Genomic DNA, 21,226 nt, shown 5'->3' with positions numbered 1-21,226 from the left:
CGGCCCCGCCCCCAGGCGGCGGGGCAGGAGTGGTTCGGCGCGGCTGAGCAGCGTCCTCAAGCACGCCGGGCTGATCGCCGCCAGCCTGGTGATGATCTACCCGTTGGTGTGGATGCTGGTGTCCTCGCTGCGGCCCACGGAGGTGATCTTCCGGACCCCGGGGTTGTGGCTCAACGAGCTCTACATCGAGAACTACATCCAGGGCTGGACCGCGCTGGCCCGGCCCTTCGACTGGTACATCGTCAACTCCGGGATCGTGGTGCTGGGGGCGATCGCGGGGAACCTGATCTCCTGCTCGCTGGCCGCCTACGCCTTCGCCCGGCTGAAGTTCCGGCTCCGGACGCTGTGGTTCGCGATCATGCTGATGACGATCATGCTGCCCTTCCACGTGGTGGTGGTGCCGCAGTACATCGTCTTCAACAACCTCGGCATGGTGAACACGTTCCTGCCGCTGGTGCTGCCCAAGTTCTTGGCCACCGACGCCTTCTTCGTGTTCCTCATGGTCCAGTTCATCCGGGGCATCCCCAAAGAGCTGGACGAGGCCGCCCGCATCGATGGTGCCGGTCACCTGCGCATCTTCGGCCAGGTCATGATCCCGCTGATGGTCCCAGCCCTGGCCACCACCGCGATCTTCACCTTCATCTGGAGCTGGAGCGACTTCTTCACCTCGCTGATCTACCTGACCAGCCCCGACATGTACACCGTCCCGATCGCCCTGCGATCCTTCCTGGACGCCACCTCCGGCTCCAACTGGGGCGCCATGTTCGCGATGTCCATCGTCTCCCTCGTCCCCATCTTCCTGGCCTTCCTCTTCGGCCAGAAATACCTCGTCAAAGGCATCGCCACCACCGGCGGCAAATAGCCCGGACATGACGATGGCCCGCCGTGCTGTGTGGCCTGGCTACCCTGGCTCGGTGGCTTCTAGCACCGAGCGCACCGAGCGCACCGAGCGCACCGAGCTCATGGTGCACCAGCGCAACGCGACGGCCGCCGCGATCATGCGCACGATCGTCCGTCAGGGTCCGCTCGGTCGCAAGGAGCTGTCGTCGATCATCGGCGTCACCTTCACCACGATCACGAAGACCGTGGCCGAGCTCCTCGAGCTCGGTGCGCTGACGGAGTCGACGCCTTCGACGCCACGAGGCGTCGGAAGGCCGGTGACACCCCTCGACGTCCCGGCTGGGCGGCGGTTGGTGATCGGTGGGCACCTGCACCCGGAGAGCACGTCCTGTGGTGCGTACACCCTGCGGGGTGACCTGGTCACCTCTCGGTCCGTGGCCGCGACCGGCCGAACACAGCCCGCACGCATCGACGAGGCTGCCGAGCTCGTCACAGACGTCGTGGCGGAGGTCGGCGCCACGGCGGTGGTCGGCGTGGGGATGACGACCCCGTGGGCAGAGCTCCATCATGGCCAGCCGCCCCCGCTCGTGGCTGACGTCGACCCCGATGCGCTCGCCCAGGGCTTGGGCAAGCACCTGCGCCACCCGGTCCGGGTCGAGCCGAACGTGCGCGCACAGGCGCTCGAGCACTACTGGTGGGGAGGCGGCGGCGACGACGTCCTCACGGTCCTTGTCGGACGCTCCGTCGGTGTGGCACAGATCCGCGGTGACGAGCTGGTGTGGGACGGCCCCGGTGCAGGAGGCCTCGTCTCCCACATCATCGTCCCGGGCTCCACGCATCCGTGCGACTGCGGGCAGATCGGGTGCGTCAAGGCCACCTGCACCGATGACGCGCTCCTGCGGCGGGCGGTCGACGCGGGCCTGCTCCCCCCGGGCGCGCTGCAGCGGGACCTGTACCCGGAGGAGGACACCGATGGCCTGCGCGAGCTGAGGCAGGCACGGGCCGAGGAGCTGGGCCGGGTGATCCCCCTGATCATGAGCCTGGTCGCTCCGGCCGAGACGACCGTCCGCGGTCGGGTGGGTACAGCCGAGGAGATCGCGGCCTGTATCGACATGGTGCGGAGTCGCTACCGCGAGCTGGTCGGGCGCGATGCCGAGGTCCGCTTCTACGACCGCAGTCGCCCGGACTACTGGCCGCACGCATCCGCAGCGCTGGCCCTGGACCGCTATCTCGCCTCGCCGCTGTGGCACGAGCGGGATCGAGAGCTGCGCGCGGCACCGGTCACCCTCGCGTGAGCGGTGTCCTCACCCGAGGGTGAGCACCTGATCGATCTCGAACGCGTGACGTTCCCAGGTGCGCCACCAGCTGTCCGCCTCCGGCGGGAACTCACCCTCGGGGACCTGCGCGAGCAGGTCCCGCAGGCGGTTCTTGGCGCCCTCGACGTCGGCGGCGGTGTCCTCGGCGAACATCGCCTCCTCGGCCTCCCAGGCCAGCCGCCGGGTGCTGATGATCTCGTCGGTCAGCCGCTGCCGCTCCGCGGTGGCACCGGTGACGACGTCCCGCGCCCGCAGGTACCCGTAGTCGACGGCGATCGCGATCAGCCCGGGGTCGATCGTGACGAGGTCGTGGACGTCGACCGTCGGCTCGATCAGCACGACCCCGCGCTCGCGCGCGAACGCGACCTCGTCGCGCTGGAGCTCGTCGGACATCACCCCGCTGGTGCTGCGCATGATGATCTCGAACATGTCGGCCGCCTCGAACGAGGGGACCGGGGCGACGCCGGACGGCGATGCCACGACCGCGTAGCAGGTCGTGACGCCGAGGTGGTCCAGCGCGATCTGGACCGGCAGGTTCTCGCGGACACCGCCGTCGACGTAGTGCTCACCCGCGAGCGGGACCGGCGGGAACACCCCTGGGATCGCGCAGGACGCTCGGATCGCCTCGGCGACGTCCACCTCGCCCAGCTCCGGCAGCGGCCGGTCGTCGCGGTCGACGAAGGACCCCGTGTTGGTGACGTAGCGCAGCTCACCGCTCTCCAGCGCGACCGTCGCGACGCGCAGCGTCACCGGCGACGCGGCCAGACGTGAGGGGGCGAAGACGTGGGGCTCCAGCAGCCGGTCCACGATCGGACCGGGCATGAACGCGGCCCGCTCCCGGGTGGGTCCGCTCACGATCAGCTGGAGATCGGCGCTCGAGCGGCCGGCCTCCCACAGCGTGCCGAGTGCCTCCCACGCCGTGCTCGGGTTCCATCCGACGGTGTGCGCGTCGGCGCCGGCACGACCGGGGCGCTGCCGCAGCGCCAGCACCTTGCGCCACGTGGGCATGTGGGCGCGCAGCCGCGCGAACCACGGGTACTCGGTGAACATGTCGCTGCTGGCCGTCATCCCGAGCCAGATCCGCTCGAGGTGGGCGAGGTCGGCGCGCTGGCCCTCGTGATCGCCGTGCTGGGCCAGCACGCTGGCCAGGATCGAGCCCGCCGACGTGCCGGTGATCACCTGCGGCGTGATCCCCACGACGTCGTACAGGTACCGCAACGCGCCGATCTGGAACGACGACCGTGCACCACCCCCGCTCAGCACCAGCCCGAGGCGACTCGGGTGCGATGGCTCCGGGACGCCGTCGGACCCGCGACTCCTCGGCAGGAACGGTGCCTGGCGCAGCCAGCGCGCGAGCTCGCCCATGTTCGGCCTCGTCGGCCGGTCAGGCGTACGGGGTGGGGCCGGGCGTCTGCGTGGAGCCGGCCGGCGGGTGGCCGGCGCCCTGGTGACCGCTGATGGGCGGGGCTCCGGGGCGGGTCGGGTCGAGGTACCCGCCGACCTGGTTGGTCAGCGTGATCGCGGAGGCGAGCACCGCCACACCAGCCACGAACAGACCACCGGTGATGACCGCGATCACGGTGTTGATGGCCCCGAAACCGATCACGCCCGCGCTGTCGTAGACCGACCGGAAGAAGGCGGGCAGCACGAGGAGCGCCTGCCACACCAGCCCCACGAGCGACCCGGCGAGCAGCAGCCCCAGGCCGAGCCACATCCTGCCCTTGGCGGGACCAGCCTTGGGCGCCGTGACGACGCCGATGATCACGATCGCGACCACCGTGAGCAGGTTGAAGAGCAGGCCGTACATGGATCCCCCTCGGCAGGACGGACCCCCAGCCTAGCGACGGGGTTGCGTGGCCCTCGCGGTCGTGGCGCCGCGCAGCAGCGCAGCCGTGGACAGCACGATGACCGCGGCCACGCCGGCCGCACCCATGCTCACGACATACCCGGCGTGGGCACCGTGCAGGTCGATGACCCTGCCACCCACCGAGCTGCCGACGGCGAAGCCCACCCCGATCGCGGTGCCCACCCAGGTCAGTCCTTCCGTCAGGCGAGTCGACGGGACCAGCTGCTGGACGAGCGCGTTGCCGGTGATGATCGTCGGGGCGATCGCGAACCCGGTGACGAACATCGCGCCGGCGAGCACCACGAGCGAGTCTGCGAGCACGAACAGGCAGATGCCGGCCGCGAGCACGAGGATGCCGATGACGAACCGCTTCCACGGCAGCATCGTGAACTCGCGCGCGCCGTAGAGCAGGCCGGAGATCAGCGACCCGCAGGCGAAGACGCCGAGCACCACACCCGCCAGTCCGGGCGTGCCGAGCTGCTCGGCGAAGGCCACGGTGGCGACGTCGACCGAGCCGAAGATCGACCCCATCGCGACGAAGACGACGGCGATGATGATCATCCCCGAGGAGCGCATGACGGAGCCGCGGTCGCCCACCTGGGGGCGGCCGGACGGCGTCGGCTCGGTCCTGCGCTGGGCGAGGAACCAGAAGCCGCCGCCCGCGGCGGCGCCGATCGCGATGAGCAGCCCGGCGACCGGGGAGATCGCCGCGGCGAGCGTCGTGGCGAGGACCGGTCCGACCACGAACACGAGCTCGTCGAGCGCCGACTCCAGCGAGTAGGCGGTGTGCAGCTCGCGCGGGGACTCGACGACGCGGTTCCACCGGGCGCGCACGAACGCCCCCATCGAGCCGACGGTGCCGCCTGCCAGCGCCGCGGCGGGGTACAGGGCCCAGGCGGGTCCGTGCAGCATCGCGGCGAGCGCGAGGCCGATCAGCCCGGTCATCGCCACGATCAGCGAGGGACGCATCACGCGGGCCTGCCCGTGGGCGTCGACGAGCTTCGCGATCTGGGGAGCACCGATCGCCTGCGCGACCGTGTAGACGGCGGCGACCTGACCGGCCAGCGTGTAGGAGTGGTAGACCGCCTCCACCAGCAGCACGATGGAGATGGTCACCATCGACATCGGCAGCCTGGCGAGCACGCCCGCCCCTGAGAAGGCCAGCGCTCCCGGTCTGGAGAGGACCTTCTGATACGGGGCGAACACTGCAGGATTCTGTCACCTCCGGTGCCTGTCTCCCGGCACGCACAGCACGTGGCCGCCGTGGTGTGCCGCACATGGACGGCAGACGGTCGTGGTCGGCACTGGCCGTAGGCTGACGAGGTCGCTGCCGGTACGCGGCGACCATCGTTCGACCGACAAGCGAGGCGCCGTGGGCATCGTCAGGAGTGCGCTGGACGGGGTGTTCCGCCTGCGGGCTGCGCGCGCTGCCGGTCGCGCGGCCTGGCGCGTGCACCTGCTGGTGCCGACCCGTGCGGACGTGCTGGTCGACTCCAGCCGCCAGATCGCCCGCGTCTACGCCGAGCGTGGGCACCACGAGGACGCCGCGGCGGTGCTGCGGCTCTCGGAGTCGCAGGCGAACGGGTCCGAGGCTCGCACCCAGCTGGCGGCAGCCCGTGCGCTCGCCGAGCTCGACGGCGGCGTGGTGCCCGAGGACCTGGCCACGGTGGTGGAGCAGACGCTCACCGAGGCCGATCGCCATCTCGAGGGCGGCGAGATCGCTGCCAGTGCCGCCCGCCTGGCCGACGCCCTGGCTCTCAGCTACCACCCGGCCCGGCACTTCGGGACGGCGCCCTCGCCGTTGCTGAGCGACCACCGCACGTTCTTCGAGCCGTTCGAGCGGTCGTCGACGTTCCAGGCGCTGCTCGGCGACCCGCGACCGCGGCCCCGGCCGACGCGGCAGGCGCGCACCGAGCGGCTGCTGGTGCTCGGCTACGACAACCGGACCTTCATCGAGCCGCTGGCCGCCGAGTACCGGTCGGCCGGCGTCGAGGTGCGGGTGCTCGACCTGGCAGCCGACCCCGGCCTGCGGCCCTCGCTCTCGCTCCGCTCGCTCGTCGAGGCGCGGCTGCGGTACGGGCTCGACGGCGCCCGGCCGCCGCTCCCGGAGCACCTCGCTGACGACGTGGCATGGGCCGACACGGTGTTCGTGGAGTGGGGGCACCGCGCGCTCGTGTGGGCCTCGCTCGTGCGCGGGATCGAGGCGCCGCTCGTGACCCGGCTGCACCGGTACGAGGCGATGACCCCGATGCCGCTGCTGACCGCGTGGAGCTCGGTCGAGCGTGCCGTGTTCGTGGCGCCCGCGATCCGTGCCGTGGTCGAGGCGACCGCGCCCGCGATCACGCGGGCGGGCACCGAGGTGCACGTGGTGCCGAACCGGTTGGAGCTGGCGCGCTGCGCGCGTGACAAGCTGCCCGGCGCCGAGCGCACGCTGGCGCTGATCGGCTGGAACAAGGTCGTCAAGGACCCGGCCTGGGCGCTGGACGTGCTGGCGGCGCTGCGCGTGACCGACGACCGGTGGCGGCTGCTGCTGGTCGGCGAGGAGAAGCCCTCCGACAGTCTCGAGGCGAGCTTCGACTACCACGAGGACCTGACGAAGCGCATCGTCAAGCTGCGCGACGCCGTCGAGGTCACGGGGTTCTCCGGTGACGTGCCGGGTCTGCTCCAGCAGGTGGGCGTGATCCTGTCGACGAGCCGGTTCGAGGGCACGCACGAGGCGCTGCTCGAGGGCGTGGCGAGCGGCGCGCTGCCGGTGGTGCGGAACTGGCCCGCGCTGCGCCCGTGGGGTGGCGCAGCCTCGCTGTACCCGCCCGAATGGGTGGTCGACAGCCCGCAGGCGGCCGCGGCCCGGATCCTGGCGGCGCAGCCCTCGCCCCCCGAGAGCGCGGCCGCGCGCTCGGCGCAGCGGTGGGCGCTGTCGGAGATGGACTGGGACGTGGTCCGGCCCGAGTTCGACGCGGTGGTGCTCGAGGTCTGACCGCCTCGGTGCGCACGCCGGCAGGGACTGGGATGCTGATCGCGTGAGACCGATCGACCTGCGCAGCGACAACACCGCCGGCGCGGAGCCGTACGTGCTGGAGGCGCTCGCCGCCGCCAACACCGGAACCGCCGCCTCCTACGGGGACGACGAGGTGAGCGCGCGGCTCGCGCGACGCGTGAGCGAGACCTTCGAGCGCGAGGCGTTCGTGTTCCCGGTCGTCTCCGGCACGGCGGCGAACGCGCTCGGGATCTCGGCGTTGTGCCCGCCCTGGGGTGCGGTCGTGTGCCACGAGGGGGCGCACATCCTGGTGAACGAGGCGATGGCGACGTCGATGTTCAGCGGCGGCGCCGCGCTGCTGGGGCTGGCTGGTGAGGGGTCCCGGCTGACGACGGCGGCCCTGACCGCGTGCCTCGAGCGCACCGCCTGGGACGACCCGCACAGCTCCCAGCCCGCCGTCCTCAGCCTCACCCAGGCCACCGAGATGGGCGAGGTCTACCAGCCGGAGGAGATCGCGGCGCTGGCCGAGGTGGCGCGCTCGCGGGGGATGCGCGTGCACCTCGACGGGGCGCGGGTGGCGAACGCGGTGGCTGCGCTCGGGTGCACACCCGCAGACCTGAGCTGGCGGGCAGGGGTCGAGGTGCTGAGCCTCGGCGCCACCAAGAACGGGACGATGACGGCCGACGCGATCGTGACGTTCGACGCCGCCGTCGCCCAGGAGCTGCGGTTCCGTCTGAAGCGAGCCGGCCACGTGGCGTCCAAGGGCCGCTTCCAGGCCGCGCAGCTCGACGCCTACCTGACGGACGGCCGCTGGCTGGCCTCCGCGAGCCGTGCGAACGCCGCCATGGCACAGCTGCTGGCCGGGCTCGCTCGGCTCGGGTACGAACCCGTGGTGCCGGCGCGCGCGAACCTCGCCCTCGTCGCCGTCCCGGACGAGATCTCCGCCCGCTGGGCGCAGGCGGGCGTGCAGTTCTACGTGATCGAGCCGGGCGTCGTCCGGTTCGTCACCAGCTGGGCGACCACCGACGCGGACATCACCACCGCCCTCCACCGCTTTCAACACGATTCCGGACGCGCCTAGCTTTCAACACGATTCGGTACGCCCCCAGCTTTCAACACCATTCGGTACGCCCCCAGCTTTCAACACCATTCCGGACGCTTTCGGCCTTCAACACCATGTCCGAGTCCGCGGAAGCGCGGCGGGAGGTACCAGCTCTGTCACCGCACGGGCGCCGTCGCGTCGTTCCCGGCATCGGTGGCGTGCCATGCGGAGCAGCGCGTGCCGGACACCAGAGGAGCTGGCGCACGAGGTGTCGATGCGCCTCGCTCGGGCCTTTCACCGGGAGAGGTCCTGACTTGACCGCGTGCCAGCAACATAGTTTCGACTACGGCCATGCACACGAACTCTGACACGACAGCATTGCGCATCCGCCCTCGGGTCTGGCTGGGCCTCGTGGCATTCGTTGCGTACCTGGCTGTCTTCTACGCCATCTGGATCGTCAACGGGATCGACTACGCCCGTGTCGGGGAGAACGAGGACACGCTGCTGAAGTGGTACGTGGCCCCGCTCTCCGGCGGCCTCGTCGTTCTCCTGGTCCTGGTCTCGGCCTTCGGCTGGTGGCGCCCCACGTTGCGCGACCACAAGCCACTCCCGCGGAGCGCCGCCGTGGTCCCGGTCATCATGGCGGTGGTCGCGGTCCTCAACCTGGTGTTCGGCGAGTTCTCCCGAGTGACGATGACGATGTGGATCTTGCTGGTGATCGGCAGCGTCCTGGTCGGGTTCAACGAGGAAGTCGTCGCACGCGGCCAGCTCTTCGTCGCACTCCGCAGCCGGTTCGGCGAGGTGGGCGTCTGGCTCCTGTCCACCGCCCTGTTCTCACTGCTGCACCTGCCGAACTTCTTCTTCGGCATCGGCTCGCTCGCGTTCCTTCAGGTCGTCATCCAGTTCGGCCTCGGATCGGTCTACTACCTCGCGTTCCGCTCCACCGGGTCGCTGGTACCCGCGATCCTCCTGCACGGCTTGTGGGACTTCTCGACGTTCTCGTCCACCCTTCCCTGGGCCGGCCTCGTCGCGCCGTTCATCGGGATCGCGGGCGTGATCGTCACCATCGTCGTGCTGAGGAAGGAACGACAGCTGGACCTGAGTCGGGTCACATTCGATCTCCGCCGCTGAGCGGGATGACCACACCACCGCGAGGAGGCAGACGGTCCCCGGGGCGATGTCGATCGTCTTCCCGTCGGCCTCTCGTCGGAAGGCCGCATCGGTCGCGGCCACGCGCCGTTCCCGGTCGCGGAGACGCGTCCTGCACCACGGCGACCACGCCCGCCGACGTCGACGCCGATCTCGACCGCATGCACGCGTCTGCCACGATGCCGGCATGAGCGAACCGACGGCCGTGAACCGATACGAGTCCGCCTCTGCCTGGCGCGAGGTCGACAGCTACTTCGTCGACGCACTGGACCTGGAGGACGAGGCACTGGTCGCCGCGCGGGAGTCCGGTTCTCGGACCACGATGCCGAACGCCGAGGTCGCCGCCAACCAGGGCGCGCTGCTGGCGATGCTGGTACAGATCGCCGGAGCCCGGCGGGTGCTCGAGCTCGGCACCCTCGCGGGGTACTCGACGATCTGGTTCGCGCGGGCCGTGGGGGAGGGTGGCCACGTGGTCTCGCTGGAGCTGGAACCGCGCAACGCCGAGATCGCCGCCCAGAACCTGGAGCGCGCCGGGGTGTCGGAGCGGGTCGAGATCCTGGTCGGGCCCGCGGCGGACTCGGCGCAGCAGCTGGTCGAGGCCGGCGTCGAGCCCTTCGACCTCGTGTTCATCGACGCCGACAAGCCGAGCAACCCGCGCTACCTCGCGGCTGCGCTCGCGCTGACGCGGGCCGGGGCCGTGATCGTCGTCGACAACGTCGTGCGCGACGGCGCCGTGGTGCGCGCCGACAGCGGCGATGCCCGGGTCGAGGGGGTGCGCGCCGTCGTCGAGGACATCGCGAACCACCCGGACCTGGACGCCACCGCCCTCCAGACCGTCGGCCTCAAGGGCTGGGACGGCTTCCTCATCGCCCGCCGCCGCTGAGCGCACCTCGTGCTGACCACGCCCGGCGGGACCAGCTGACCACTGCGGGAGTGGCGGCGTGGCCGGCATCGGCGGGCAGAAGTCGTCGCTGGTCGCGCATGTGAAGGCTCACCTGTGCGATCTGCCGCGTTCAGCGTCAACTTCTGCCCGCAGGCTGGGCCGGGACCGCCCTTCCCGGGGGTGGAATCGTGTTGAAACCGGGACTTGGACGGAATCGTGTTGAAACCGGGAGGTGGCCGGAATCGTGTTGAAAGCGGGAGTCAGTCGGCGACGACGGTCGCGTTGACCTCCGCGATCGTGGCGGCGGCGGCGTCGGCGGGGGTCATGTTCTTGAACCGCACCTCGGTGAGGTAGCGGGTGAACACGTCCTGCGCGCCGCTGGTGCCGGTGGGCTGTACGGCGGGCGTTGTCGAGATCTCCGCGAGCACCGCCGTCATGAACTCGACCACGTAGGTGTCGGTCTCGGTGAGCTTGTCCTGCATCGAGGCGACGATGTCGGGGTTGGACGGCACGCCGCGGTTCAGCAGCTGGACGGAGTTGGCGGCCTCGTCGTTGACCAGGAAGTCGACGAGGGCGGCCGCGCTGTTCTGCACCTGGGACCGGGCGGAGATCGACCAGAACATCGACGCCTTTCCGAACAGGCCGTTCTCGGTCGCCTTCCCGGTGAGCGAGGGCGGCCGCAGCATCACGATGTCGTCGCGGCCGCTGGCCTGGCGGTAGTTGCCCAGCTGGTTCGTCCACGCCCAGCTCAGCCCGGCCCTGCCCACGGCGAAGGCCTGCTGCTCCAGCGACATCGTGCCCTCCTCCTGGGTGGCCGAGGCGCCGAGGGTCGCGCCCGACTCCTGCAGGTCCAGGTACCACTGGAACCACCCGGTGAGGACCTCGGGGCTGGTGGCCATGCCGTCGGCCTGCCACAGGTCCTCGCCGTGCTGGCGGGCCCAGATGGTCAGGTCGGCGTACGAGCTGCCTCCGGCGCAGCCGACGGTGTCCGGCACGGTCGTCGAGATCGTCGTCGAGATCGTCGCGAGGTCGTCCCACGTCCAGGTGGTGTCGTCCGGGATCTCGAGCCCGGCGGCCTCGAAGACGGCGGGGTTGGCCAGCAGCACCCAGGCGTTCTGCCCGGTCGAGACGGCGTAGAGGGTGCCGTCGAGGCGACCCGAGTCCAGGTCGGCGTCCGAGACCTGTGACAGGTCGATCGGCAGCTGCTCGAGGTCGGCGAGGACGCCGCGGCCGGCGTACTCCGCGAGGTACTTGCCGTCCATGTTGATCACGTCGGGCTCGTCGCTTGCCGCTACCTGCGTGGCCAGCCGGTCCCAGTAGCCGCCCCACTCGCCCGGCTCCAGCTCCACGCTGATCGAGGGGTTCGCCTCCCGGAAGGCGTCGACCATCTCGCCCGTGAACTCCTGGTAGAACGTGGGGCCCCAGAAGGTGAAGCGGACGTTCTCGTCCGAGCCCTCACCGCTCGAGCCGCCGGTGCTGCCGCCTCCTCCGGTACCGGTTCCACCGCGGCTGCAGGCTGCCAGCACCCCGGTGAGCCCGAGACCACCCGCGGCGGTCAGGAGGGTGCGGCGGTTGATTGTTGTGCGCATGTCAGTTCCTCACGACGTCTTCGGCATGGGCTGGTGCCCCACGGTTCACCCTCCGCGCGGGGGCGCCGCGGGTCAACAGGATGCCGCAAGTTGCCGTGCTATGGAACCGGTTACGCGGGACTCAGCCGAGGGCGTCGGCGACCACCTGACGGGCCGCGTCCTGCACCTGCGCCAGGTGCTCGGGCGAGACGAAGGACTCGGCGTAGATCTTGTAGACGTCCTCGGTGCCGGAGGGGCGCGCGGCGAACCAGGCGTCGGCGGTCGTGACCTTCAGCCCACCGAACGCGCCGCCGTTGCCCGGCGCCTCCACCAGCCGTGCCGTGATCGGCCGCCCGGCGAGCTCGGTCGCCGTCACCGCCTCCGGGCTCAGCGAGGCCAGCCGCGCCTTCTGCTCCCGGTCGGCCGGCGCGTCCACCCGCGCGTACCAGCTCTCCCCGTGGGCCAGCACCTGCTCCTCGTGCAGCTGGCTGGGGCTCCTGCTGGTGACGGCGAGGATCTCGCTCGCGAGCAGCGCGAGCAGGATGCCGTCCTTGTCGGTCGTCCACACCGACCCGTCCGTGCGCAGGAACGAGGCCCCCGCGCTCTCTTCGCCGCCGAAGCCCACGCCGCCGTCGAGCAGTCCGGGTACGAACCACTTGAAGCCGACCGGCACCTCCAGCAGCGTCCGGCCCATACCCGCGACCACCCGGTCGATCAGCGCCGAGCTGACGAGCGTCTTGCCGACCCCGGCGGTCGGGGACCACTGCGGCCGGTGCGTGAACAGGTACTCGATCGCGACGGCGAGGTAGTGGTTGGGGTTCATCAGCCCGCCGTCGGGCGTGACGATGCCGTGCCGGTCGGCGTCGGCGTCGTTGCCCGTGGCGATGTCGTAGGGCGCGGGGCCGTCGCCGTGCATGATCGCCCGCAGCGAGGCCATCGCGTTGGGGCTGGAGCAGTCCATCCGGATCTTGCCGTCGCCGTCGAGCGTCATGAACGACCACTGCGGGTCGACCCGGGGGTTGACGACGGTCAGGTCCAGCCCGTACCGCTCACCGATCTCGGCCCAGTACTCGACGGCGGCGCCGCCGAGCGGGTCCGCGCCGATGCGGACCCCGGAGTCGCGGATCGCGTCCATGTCGAGGACGGCGTCCAGGTCGTCGATGTAGGTCAGCAGGTAGTCGTGCTTGTGGACGTTCTCGGCCCCCGTCGGGTCGGTCGTGCGCGGCACGTCCGCCACCCCGGACCGCAGCAGCTCATTGGCCCGCCTCGCGATCCACCCGGTCGCGTCCGAGTCGGCCGGACCGCCGTGGGGCGGGTTGTACTTGAAGCCGCCGTCGCGGGGCGGGTTGTGCGACGGCGTGACGACGATCCCGTCGGCCAGCCCCGGGCCCTCGGTGCGCACGCCCTCGCTGCTGCCCGCGCCGTTGTGCCGCAGGATCGAGTGCGAGACCGCGGGCGTGGGGGTGTAGCCGTCGCGCGCGTCGACCCGCACGTCGACCCCGGCTGCGGCCAGCACCTCGAGCGCCGTGGTCGTGGCCGGCGCCGACAGCGCGTGCGTGTCTCGGCCGATGTAGAGCGGTCCGTCGGTGCCCTGTGCCCGCCGGTACTCGACGATCGCCGCCGTGATCGCGACGATGTGGGCCTCGTTGAACGCGCTGTCCAACGACGACCCGCGGTGGCCGGACGTGCCGAACACGACCTGCTGGTCGGGGTCCTCGGCATCGGGTCTGCGGTCGTAGTACGCGCCCACCACGGCGTCGACGTCGATGAGGTCCTCGGGTCGGGCCGGCTGCCCTGCGCGTTCGTGCATGGTGCCGATCCTTTCACCGCCACGTTGCTCGCGTGCGCTCATACACCCGCCGGGGTGTGCGCGCGTTAAGGTCGGCGCTGCATCACAACCGACGAGGAGCCGGCATGGCCAAGCGCAAGAAGACCACCGACCCCAAGGTCGCCGAGCGGCGCGCCGCCCGCAAGGCGGCGCAGCAGGCGATCGCCAGCGGCGACGACGCGGCACAGCCGTACCGGGCGTTCCAGGGTCTGCCCGGCGAGGTCGACTGGGTCGCCATGCGCGAGGTCGTCCCGGCCGCGAGCGCGACCGCACGCACGACGGCGGACCACGGCGCCGTGGACATCGAGGTTGTCACGCTCCTCCCGCGGCTGTGGCCCGCGATGAAGCGGTCCGACGGCGTGGTGCTCGTCGCGCTGCAGACGGCCAGCTCCTCCGGCGACCCCTCGCGCGACGTCGCGGCCGCGCTGCTGCAGGCGGTCGATCTCGAGCCGGGCACCGCGCTCGAGCACCTCGAGCTGCCCGAGTCCGGACCGCGGCTGCAGGACGTGCTCGACCTGGACGTGCCGTTCGAGGTCACGGTGCACGACACCTTCGCGTACACGGTGCCCGCCGACGGCAGCGCGCCCGACGAGGCCGCCGCCGCTCTGGAGGAGGCCGCTGAGGGCATCGTGCCCACCGTGCGGCTGACCGGCGTCGAGGGTGCCTACTGGTGCCGGATGGGTGAGCGCGAGTTCCTGCGCTGGGCCCGCCCGGAGGAGCCGGAGGCCTTGCTCGACGCCCTGGCACGGCTGCACGCCGATCGCGCCTCCGGCCTGGACGAGGGCTCGCGGTTCGTCGGTGCCTTCCGCTCCTGCGGCATCCTGGTCCCGGTGTGGGAGCTGCCCGACGGCGCCGAGGCGGCGGACGTCGAGGCACCCGTGGCCGAGTTCGCACCGAGGCTCGACGCCGCGCTGGCCTCGACCGAGCCGCTCACGCCCGAGCAGCGCCGCGCCCGCGCGGGGCTCGTCTCACGGCAGGTCAGTCTCCGCTGACGGTGCGCCGACCCGCACTAGGGTAGGAACCGTGGAGGGGTCAGACGCCGAGGAGACCGCAGCCCAGCCGCTGACGGTCATCCGCCGGCGTCGCCCTGGCGGTGCCGCGGCGGGCCAGCCGCCGGTCGACCAGCGCGTGGCCGCGGTGATCCCGGCCAAGGACGAGGCCGAGCGCATCGCCGACACCATCCGCGCCGCGCGCGCGATCCCGCACGTCGACCTCGTGCTCGTCGTCGACGACGGCAGCGACGACGACACCGGCGCGCGGGCACGCGCCGCAGGTGCCGTCGTGGTGCGGCACGCGACCAACAGGGGCAAGGCCTCGGCGCTGGAGACCGGTGCCGCCGTCGTCGCGATGCGCGACGAGGAGGAGGGCCTGCCCCGCATGCTGCTCTTCCTCGACGCCGACCTCGGCCTGTCCGCCGTCAACGCTGCACCGCTGGTGCCGCCGGTGTGGGCGGGCCGCGCCGACATGTCGATCGCGGTGCTGCCCAAGCAGGCCGGTGCCGGTGGCCGCGGCATCGTCACCGGGTTCTCGCGGCGCTCGATCCAGAAGTTCACCGGATGGGCGCCGGCGCAGCCGCTCTCCGGGCAGCGGTGCATCACGCGTTCCGCCTTCGAGGCCGCGCTGCCGCTGGCTCGCGGCTGGGGCGTGGAGACCGGGATGAGCATCGACGTGCTGCTCAAGGGATACGCCGTCGTCGAGGTGCCGTGCGACCTGCGCCACCGACCCTCCGGCAACAACCTGGCCGGTCAGCTCCACCGTGCCGCGCAGCTGCGTGACGTGATGGCCGCAGTGGCCGCCCGGCGGCTGCGCCGCTACCCCGACCTGCCCGTGGTCGAGGACGAGGCACCCGGGCAGGGCGCGAGGACCGAGGACCCCGCCGCGCTCGAGGCGCCGGGGCAGACCGAGCCCACCACCCCCGCACCCGAGGTGCTCGACGAGGACGACGAGTCCTACCGCGGCGCCTGAGCGGGGCCGGGTGAGCGCTCGGGCGCCGGATCCGCGGAATCACGCAGTGCGAGCATCCAGGTGGCGCACGAGGCGAGCAGCAGCGGCACCGCCACGGCGACACCGATCGCCGGGATCGCGATCCCGGAGTCGTTGACCGCGAACCCGATGCCCGCGCACACCGCGAGCGCGACCAGGCCGGGTCCCAGCATCGGCACCTCCTTGGCCATCGCCGAGATCGGGGCGCCGTTCGAGAGCCAGGCGTACTCGCCGCCACCCGGTGAGGTGATCGTCTCCTTGACCGGCCGGATCAGCACGAGCACCACCAGCAGCACGCCGCAGATCGCGAGGATCGTCAGCGGCCGGTTCCCCAGCAGGATCGTGAGGTTCTGGTCGAGCTTGCGCCCGATCACGGGCCACATGTCGCCGTCGAGGACGTCGGCGAAGAACCGCCCGAGGTGGGTGCGGGCGGAGGCCGGCCGCAGCCAGTCGAGGAAGGCGATCAGCATCGTGATCACGCCGGCACCCACCACGACCAGCGCCACCCGCTTGACGCTGAGTCGGATCCCGGCCGCGAGCAGCGCGAGCAGCGCGAACGCGACCAGCATGGCGGGCGGGCCGCCGAAGTCGGCGCCCCAGAACGGTGCGCCGTTGATCGTGATCGCGACCGCACCGACCACCGCGACCACGATCGCCGCCGCCCGGCGGCGGCCGCGTGTGACCAGCCCGTTGGCGACGGCGGTCATCATGAGCAGCAGCGAGGCACTGAACAGCGCGAACGAGGTGTTGTTCATGCCGTAGAACCGGCCCGCCACCAGGGTCGGGATGCCCATGATCGCGGAGACCTGCAGGCGTGCACCGGTCAGCACGTCGATCGCCAGCACGATCGCCGTGACGCCCGCGACCACGGCGGCCGGGCCGAGCATGGCGCGGCGCCAGGGCCCCAGCAGCGCCACCGTCACGATCGCGGCGTCGATGACGGCGATCCCCAGCAGGAGCGCGAGCAGCGGCGGCTCGACCCGCCACCAGGGCAGCAGGTTCGTCAGGTAGGACGCGACCGGGATGCCGGCGACGGCGAGGGACACGATCCGCATCGTGCGCAGGATCGGCTCGCGGCGGTCGGCGACCCGGCGTGCGAGCTTGGGGCGGCGCAGGCCGAGCGTCACCACGGCGTACAGGGCGAGGTTGATCAGCACCAGGCTGAGGAAGAACCCGGGGATCAGCGGCCGCTGGGCCTGGGCGTGCAGCTCCCGGTCCTGCGCGGCGGCGACCAGGCCGCCGGGGTCGGCGGGCGTCAGCGTCATCGCGCCGCCGATCGAGCTGGTGGAGCCGGGGTCGACGCCCAGCAGGTCGAGCACGGTGGCGTGCTGGTCGGTCGCCAGCAGGTAGCCGGGCTGCCGCGTGCTCGGGCTGCTGATCTCACCTGCACCGAGGCCGATCGAGGCGAAGAAGCGCAGCGCCGCCGCGTCGTCACCGGCCGCGTCCGAGATCCCGGAGACCAGGATCACGGGGTCGCGCCCGCTCGCCTCGGCGCCGGCCGCGATGGCCGCCACCTCCTCCGCCAGCGCCGTGACGGCCTCCGGTCGGGTCATCGAGGACAGCGGGCCCAGGCGGGTCGCGCCGACGTCGACGACGACCAGGTCGTTGCTCTCCAGGGCGGCCTGCACCTGGGCCTCGGGGTCCTCGGACCGGTACGGCTGGTAGCCGTTCACCACGCCGTCGGCGGAGGCCAGCGCGACGGCGGCACCGGCGCCGATCGCCGTCGCGGGGACGCCCGCAGCGGCGAGCGTGTCACCCAGCAGACCCGGCTCGGACCCGAACGCCGCGTCGTCGGCGCGCGCGAGGTACTGGTCCCACTCCGGCACCTGCCCGCCCGACGGCTCGCTGCCGATGACGCAGCCACCCTCGTCGGCGTGCCCGCCGCTGGCACGGTTGCCGGCGGAGACGGCGAGCCAGCCGTCGACCGGGCACGCCTGGGCACCGGTGGAGCGGACCACGAGCGAGCCGGCTGCCAGCTCGGAGGACCAGCCGCCGAGGAAACCGCTCAGCTGCTCCGCGTCGGACCACTGCAGCCCGGGCACACCCACGAGCACCACCGGCCGGGCGTCGCCGCTGGGTCCCGCGCCGCTGTCGGCGCCCGCGGGGGCGGGCTGGGCCACGGCCAGGGTGGCGAGCAGCGCGACGCCCAGCGCGAGGGCGACGTGGCGGATCCGCCCGGTGAGTGCAGTCATCGCCACGAGCGTATGGGCCAGATGTGTCCAGGGTCTGCAGCCCCGGCGACGAAACGGTCGAGATCAGTCCGTGGCGCGCACCCGCAGCGGACCGCGCGCGACCTTGTGCGTCGCGGCCTGCGCGACCGGCTTGATCGTCACGAGGTCGAGGTTGACGTGCGGCGCGAGCTCCAGCGTGGCGGTGATGGTGGCGGCGACGTCCTCGGCCGAGAGCGGGTCCTCGACGCCCTCGTAGACCTGGGCGGCGCGCTCGGCGTCGCCGTCGAAGCGCGTGAGGGAGAACTCCTCGGTCCTCACCATCCCGGGAGCGATCTCGACGACGCGGATCGGCTCGCCCGCGAGCTCCAGCCGCAGCACCTGGACGAGCATGGACGCTGCCGCCTTGGCCGCGTTGTAGCCGGCGCCGCCCTCGTACGGGCTCCGCGCCGCGGTCGAGGTGACCGTGAGGATGTCGGCGCAGCCGGGGGAGTCGGCGTCGGAGAGCGAGTCCCGCAGCAGCGGCAGCAACGCGCTCGTGACGCGCTTGGTGGCGATCACGTTGACGTCGAGCATGCGCACCCAGTCCTCGACCGGCGAGGCCTCGACCGTGTTCATCCCGTACGCGCCGCCGGCGTTGTTGACCAGCGCGTGCACGGGCCCGGTCGCTGCCAGGTGATCGCGCAGGGTCTCGACGTCCTGCTGCCTGGTCAGGTCGGCGACCACCACGTCGGCGCCGGTCTCCTGCGCCAGCGCGGCGAGCTTGTCCTCGCGGCGAGCCACGCCGACGACGTCCCACCCCGCTGCCCGCAACGCCCGCACCGTGGCGGCGCCGATCCCTGAGCTGGCACCGGTGATCACCGCACGCTTGGGCATGCCCCCACGGTAGGCCCCCGCATGCCTGCTCGCCGATGGGGTACCGGGTAGCGAACGGAGTCGGCCGTCTCTGCCGATCACGATCGACCAGGAGGAGGACCCATGAGTCAGGTTCAGAAGTCCATCGATGTCGAGGTCCCGGTCTCGACCGCCTACAACCAGTGGACCCAGTTCGAGAGCTTCCCGGAGTTCATGGGAGGGGTGGAGTCGATCACCCAGACCGATGACACCCACCTGCACTGGGTGACCAACATCGCCGGTGTCGAGCGCGAGTTCGACGCGGAGATCACCGAGCAGCACCCCGACCAGCGGATCGCGTGGCGCAGCACCGGCGGCGACACCCAGCACGCCGGCGTGATCACCTTCCACCGGCTCGACGACACCAGCACCCGGGTCATGGCACAGATCGACTGGCAGCCGTCGGACCTGGTGGAGAAGATCGGGTCAGCGGTCAACGTCGACGACCGACAGGTCGAGAGCGACCTCAAGCGCTTCAAGGAGCTGATCGAGAAGCGTGGCCACGAGTCCGGCGCATGGCGGGGCGACGTCGACCCGCACTGAGCGGCGACGCCGACGACGCAGCGGGGCCACGCCCCGGTGAGACCGTCGCGGTGACCGAGGTGCCGCCCGCGTGGACGGGTGTCCCCGTCTGAGCGCGTTCGCGGGAAGATGGGCGCATGCCGTTGCGATACGCCTTCCTCGGTCCGACCGGGACGTTCACCGAGGCAGCCCTGCGGTCGGTGTGCGCCCCCGACGACGTCGCGCTGCCGCACACCGACGTCGCCGGCGCGCTCGCCGCCGTCCGCACCGGCGAGGCCGACCGCGCCGTCGTGCCGATCGAGAACTCGGTCGAGGGCGGGGTCTCGGCCACGCTGGACGCGCTGGCGTCCGGTGAGCCGCTGGTGATCGTCGGTGAGGCGCTGGTGCGGATCGAGTTCGTGCTGGCGGCTCCCGCGGGCACCGAGCTCGCCGACGTGCGCCACGTCTCGACCCACCCGCACGCGTGGGCGCAGACCCGCAAGTGGATCTCGGCGAACCTGCCGGGCGCCGTGCACGTGCCTGCCACCTCGACGGCCGCCGCGGCAGCGCTGCTGGCGGAAACGGGCGAGCACGGCTTCGAGGCGGCCGCCGTCGCGCCGCACACCGCGGAGCAGTACGGGCTGACCGTGCTGGCCACGAGCATCGAGGACAACCCGAACGCGGTGACGCGCTTCGTCGTCGTGGGCCGGCCGGGGCCGGTGCCGCCGCGCACGGCCCAGGACAAGACCACGCTGATGGTCCACCTGCCTGACAACGAGGCCGGTGCGCTGCTGACGATGCTCGAGCAGTTCGCCGTCCGCGGCGTGAACCTGTCTCGCATCGAGTCGCGCCCGATCGGCGACTCGCTGGGCCGGTACGGGTTCTCGATCGACGTCGAGGGCCACATCGACGACGAACGGGTCGCCGCCGCCCTGGTGGGGCTGCACCGCGTGTGCCCGATGGTGCGGTTCCTCGGCTCCTACCCGCGCGTGGACGGGCCCGGCTCAGCCGTGCGCCGCGGCTTCACCGACGAGGACTTCAACGTCGGCCGCGCCTGGGTCGACGCGCTCCGTCGGGGCGTCCACCCGGACTAGCGGGTACGGATGAGCAGGCTCCCGGGCTGCACCCGGACCTGAAGGCCGATCGCCTCCCCGATCAGGTCGCCGTCGAGCTGGATCTGCTGCGGCTCCTCGCACCGCACCGTCACCGTGCGACCGCGCCAGAACTCGATCGAGCCGGGCTGCCCCGGCAGGTCGCGGCGCACGCCGAGGCCCTGCAGCAGCACCTTGCCGAACAGCGACGCCCATCCGAACAGGCCGCCGCGGGCGTCGAGCGCGGCGATGTCGAGCCAGCCGTCGTTGATCTCGGCGTCGGGCAGCAGCACCATCCCGCCCGGCAGCCGGCCGCAGTTCGCGAACACCAGGCTGCGCAGCCGCAGCGGGACGGCGGGCTGGTCGTCGACCTGCATGGTGAGCCTGATCCGGCGACCGTGCAGGTGCTGCACCCCCGCGACGAAATAGGCCAGCCACCCCATCCGCGCCTTCAGCTGCTCGTCGGCTCCTGCCACCATCGCGGCGTCGAACCCCACCCCGCCGGCCACGAGGAACACGTGCTCCTCGGGCGAGCCCGGCTCGACGACGTCGTCCGGCGGCGAGCCGGTTCGTTCGGTGCGGAGCCACGCGAGGTCGATCGGGTGCTCGGTCCCGATCAGCGCCGTCGTCAGCAGCGCCCGGGTGCCGGCCTCCAGCGGCAGGTCGAGGTTGCGGGCGAGCAGGTTCCCGGTCCCGAGCGGCAGCAGCCCCATCGGCGTGCTGGTGCTCGCCAGCGCGCCGGCGACCGAGCGCACCGTGCCGTCACCGCCCGCAGCGATCACCACCGACGCCCCCGCGGCCATCGCCTGGAGCGCCTGCCCGTGGCCTGGGTCCTCGACCGAGGTCTCGAACCACAACGGCTCCGGGAGCCCGAGCTCGGCGGACAGCTCCCGCAGCGTCTGCTGCAACGACGCCGGCTGGGTCACCTTGGTCGGGTTGACGATGATGGCGGCCGGGCCGAGCGGCGGCCGGTCGCCCTGGTCCTCGGCGTGCTGCGGGGCGATCGTCGGCACCCGCCGCTGTGCGGCAGCGAGCCGCCGGAGCACCAGCACCCCGACCACCGCCGCCACGACAGCCACCAGCAGCGCCGCCAGGCTGACGACCTGCTCCCATGTCATAGGGCAGACGGTAGTCGGCCCG

At 72.0% G+C, this 21,226-nt stretch carries 18 protein-coding genes; 10 read left to right on the top strand and 8 right to left on the bottom strand.

The features are described 5' to 3' along the window. Positions 1–862, top strand: an 862-nt coding sequence (locus GPA04_RS09865; protein WP_156223884.1) for a carbohydrate ABC transporter permease, incomplete at its 5' end; no start/stop codon positions are given. Between the two features lie 52 nt (positions 863–914). After that, entirely contained in the window at positions 915–2,135 is a 1,221-nt protein-coding gene (locus GPA04_RS09860) for an ROK family protein (RefSeq protein WP_162458578.1), read from the top strand. Between the two features lie 9 nt (positions 2,136–2,144). Here GPA04_RS09860 and GPA04_RS21145 read toward each other — a convergent pair whose 3' ends face one another. Genes GPA04_RS21145 through GPA04_RS09845 form a run of 3 tightly spaced genes read right to left on the bottom strand, consistent with a single transcriptional unit; the run spans position 2,145 to position 5,208 of the window. Further along, positions 2,145–3,521: a patatin-like phospholipase family protein gene (locus GPA04_RS21145; RefSeq protein ID WP_194238942.1), complete on the bottom strand. Its 1,377-nt coding sequence runs from the start codon at positions 3,519–3,521 to the stop codon at positions 2,145–2,147. Positions 3,522–3,540: 19 nt separating this feature from the next. Next, complete coding sequence (locus GPA04_RS09850) at positions 3,541–3,963, bottom strand: hypothetical protein (protein ID WP_156223882.1); 423 nt, start codon at positions 3,961–3,963, stop codon at positions 3,541–3,543. Between the two features lie 30 nt (positions 3,964–3,993). Continuing rightward, a complete protein-coding gene (locus GPA04_RS09845) occupies positions 3,994–5,208 on the bottom strand; it encodes an MFS transporter (protein ID WP_241680704.1) in 1,215 nt (404 codons plus the stop codon). Between the two features lie 166 nt (positions 5,209–5,374). On the opposite strand from GPA04_RS09845, the gene GPA04_RS09840 reads away from it, so the two are divergent. From GPA04_RS09840 to GPA04_RS09825, 4 genes are all read left to right on the top strand, one after another. Next, complete coding sequence (locus GPA04_RS09840) at positions 5,375–6,979, top strand: glycosyltransferase (RefSeq protein WP_156223881.1); 1,605 nt, start codon at positions 5,375–5,377, stop codon at positions 6,977–6,979. Between the two features lie 43 nt (positions 6,980–7,022). Then, positions 7,023–8,060 (top strand): threonine aldolase family protein, encoded by a 1,038-nt coding sequence (locus GPA04_RS09835; protein ID WP_206674172.1) that lies wholly within the window; start codon positions 7,023–7,025, stop codon positions 8,058–8,060. A gap of 372 nt (positions 8,061–8,432) precedes the next feature. Continuing rightward, entirely contained in the window at positions 8,433–9,152 is a 720-nt protein-coding gene (locus tag GPA04_RS09830; protein ID WP_162458577.1) for a CPBP family intramembrane glutamic endopeptidase, read from the top strand. Between the two features lie 205 nt (positions 9,153–9,357). Then, positions 9,358–10,053 carry an O-methyltransferase gene (locus GPA04_RS09825; RefSeq protein WP_156223879.1) on the top strand — a complete coding sequence of 232 codons (696 nt, stop codon included), beginning with the start codon at positions 9,358–9,360 and terminating at the stop codon, positions 10,051–10,053. A gap of 260 nt (positions 10,054–10,313) precedes the next feature. Here GPA04_RS09825 and GPA04_RS09820 read toward each other — a convergent pair whose 3' ends face one another. Together GPA04_RS09820 and pgm are read right to left on the bottom strand one after the other, a co-directional pair. Next, the gene (locus tag GPA04_RS09820; RefSeq protein WP_156223878.1) at positions 10,314–11,642 is read right to left on the bottom strand and encodes an ABC transporter substrate-binding protein; all 1,329 of its coding nucleotides are present in this window, start codon (positions 11,640–11,642) and stop codon (positions 10,314–10,316) included. A gap of 121 nt (positions 11,643–11,763) precedes the next feature. Beyond that, positions 11,764–13,431 carry a phosphoglucomutase (alpha-D-glucose-1,6-bisphosphate-dependent) gene (gene pgm, locus GPA04_RS09815; RefSeq protein WP_156223877.1) on the bottom strand — a complete coding sequence of 556 codons (1,668 nt, stop codon included), beginning with the start codon at positions 13,429–13,431 and terminating at the stop codon, positions 11,764–11,766. Positions 13,432–13,535: 104 nt separating this feature from the next. On the opposite strand from pgm, the gene GPA04_RS09810 reads away from it, so the two are divergent. After that, positions 13,536–14,441 (top strand): DUF5926 family protein, encoded by a 906-nt coding sequence (locus tag GPA04_RS09810; RefSeq protein ID WP_241680703.1) that lies wholly within the window; start codon positions 13,536–13,538, stop codon positions 14,439–14,441. A 70-nt stretch (positions 14,442–14,511) separates the two neighbouring features. Next, positions 14,512–15,414 (top strand): glycosyltransferase family 2 protein, encoded by a 903-nt coding sequence (locus tag GPA04_RS09805; RefSeq protein WP_241680715.1) that lies wholly within the window; start codon positions 14,512–14,514, stop codon positions 15,412–15,414. On the opposite strand, the gene GPA04_RS09800 is transcribed toward GPA04_RS09805, so the two are convergent. Beyond that, positions 15,399–17,624, bottom strand: coding sequence for a hypothetical protein (locus GPA04_RS09800; protein WP_156223876.1), 2,226 nt, complete (start codon positions 17,622–17,624; stop codon positions 15,399–15,401). The two genes, GPA04_RS09805 and GPA04_RS09800, sit on opposite strands and share 16 nt — an antisense overlap. Positions 17,625–17,687: 63 nt before the next feature. Further along, entirely contained in the window at positions 17,688–18,476 is a 789-nt protein-coding gene (locus GPA04_RS09795) for an SDR family oxidoreductase (protein ID WP_156223875.1), read from the bottom strand. Positions 18,477–18,578: 102 nt separating this feature from the next. Between GPA04_RS09795 and GPA04_RS09790 the strand changes: the two genes are divergently transcribed. Both GPA04_RS09790 and pheA read left to right on the top strand, forming a co-directional pair. Continuing rightward, positions 18,579–19,037 (top strand): SRPBCC family protein, encoded by a 459-nt coding sequence (locus GPA04_RS09790; RefSeq protein WP_156223874.1) that lies wholly within the window; start codon positions 18,579–18,581, stop codon positions 19,035–19,037. Positions 19,038–19,153: 116 nt separating this feature from the next. Continuing rightward, entirely contained in the window at positions 19,154–20,089 is a 936-nt protein-coding gene (gene pheA, locus GPA04_RS09785) for a prephenate dehydratase (RefSeq protein WP_156223873.1), read from the top strand. Here pheA and GPA04_RS09780 read toward each other — a convergent pair. After that, the gene (locus GPA04_RS09780) at positions 20,086–21,204 is read right to left on the bottom strand and encodes a diacylglycerol/lipid kinase family protein (RefSeq protein ID WP_156223872.1); all 1,119 of its coding nucleotides are present in this window, start codon (positions 21,202–21,204) and stop codon (positions 20,086–20,088) included. The two genes, pheA and GPA04_RS09780, sit on opposite strands and share 4 nt — an antisense overlap. Between the last annotated feature and the right edge of the window lie 22 nt (positions 21,205–21,226).

The sequence above is a fragment of the Pseudactinotalea suaedae genome, from assembly GCF_009733815.1.
GTDB lineage: Bacteria > Actinomycetota > Actinomycetes > Actinomycetales > Beutenbergiaceae > Pseudactinotalea > Pseudactinotalea suaedae.
Note: the sequence above shows the minus strand (reverse complement) of the source record. Positions and strands in the feature narration are given on the sequence as shown.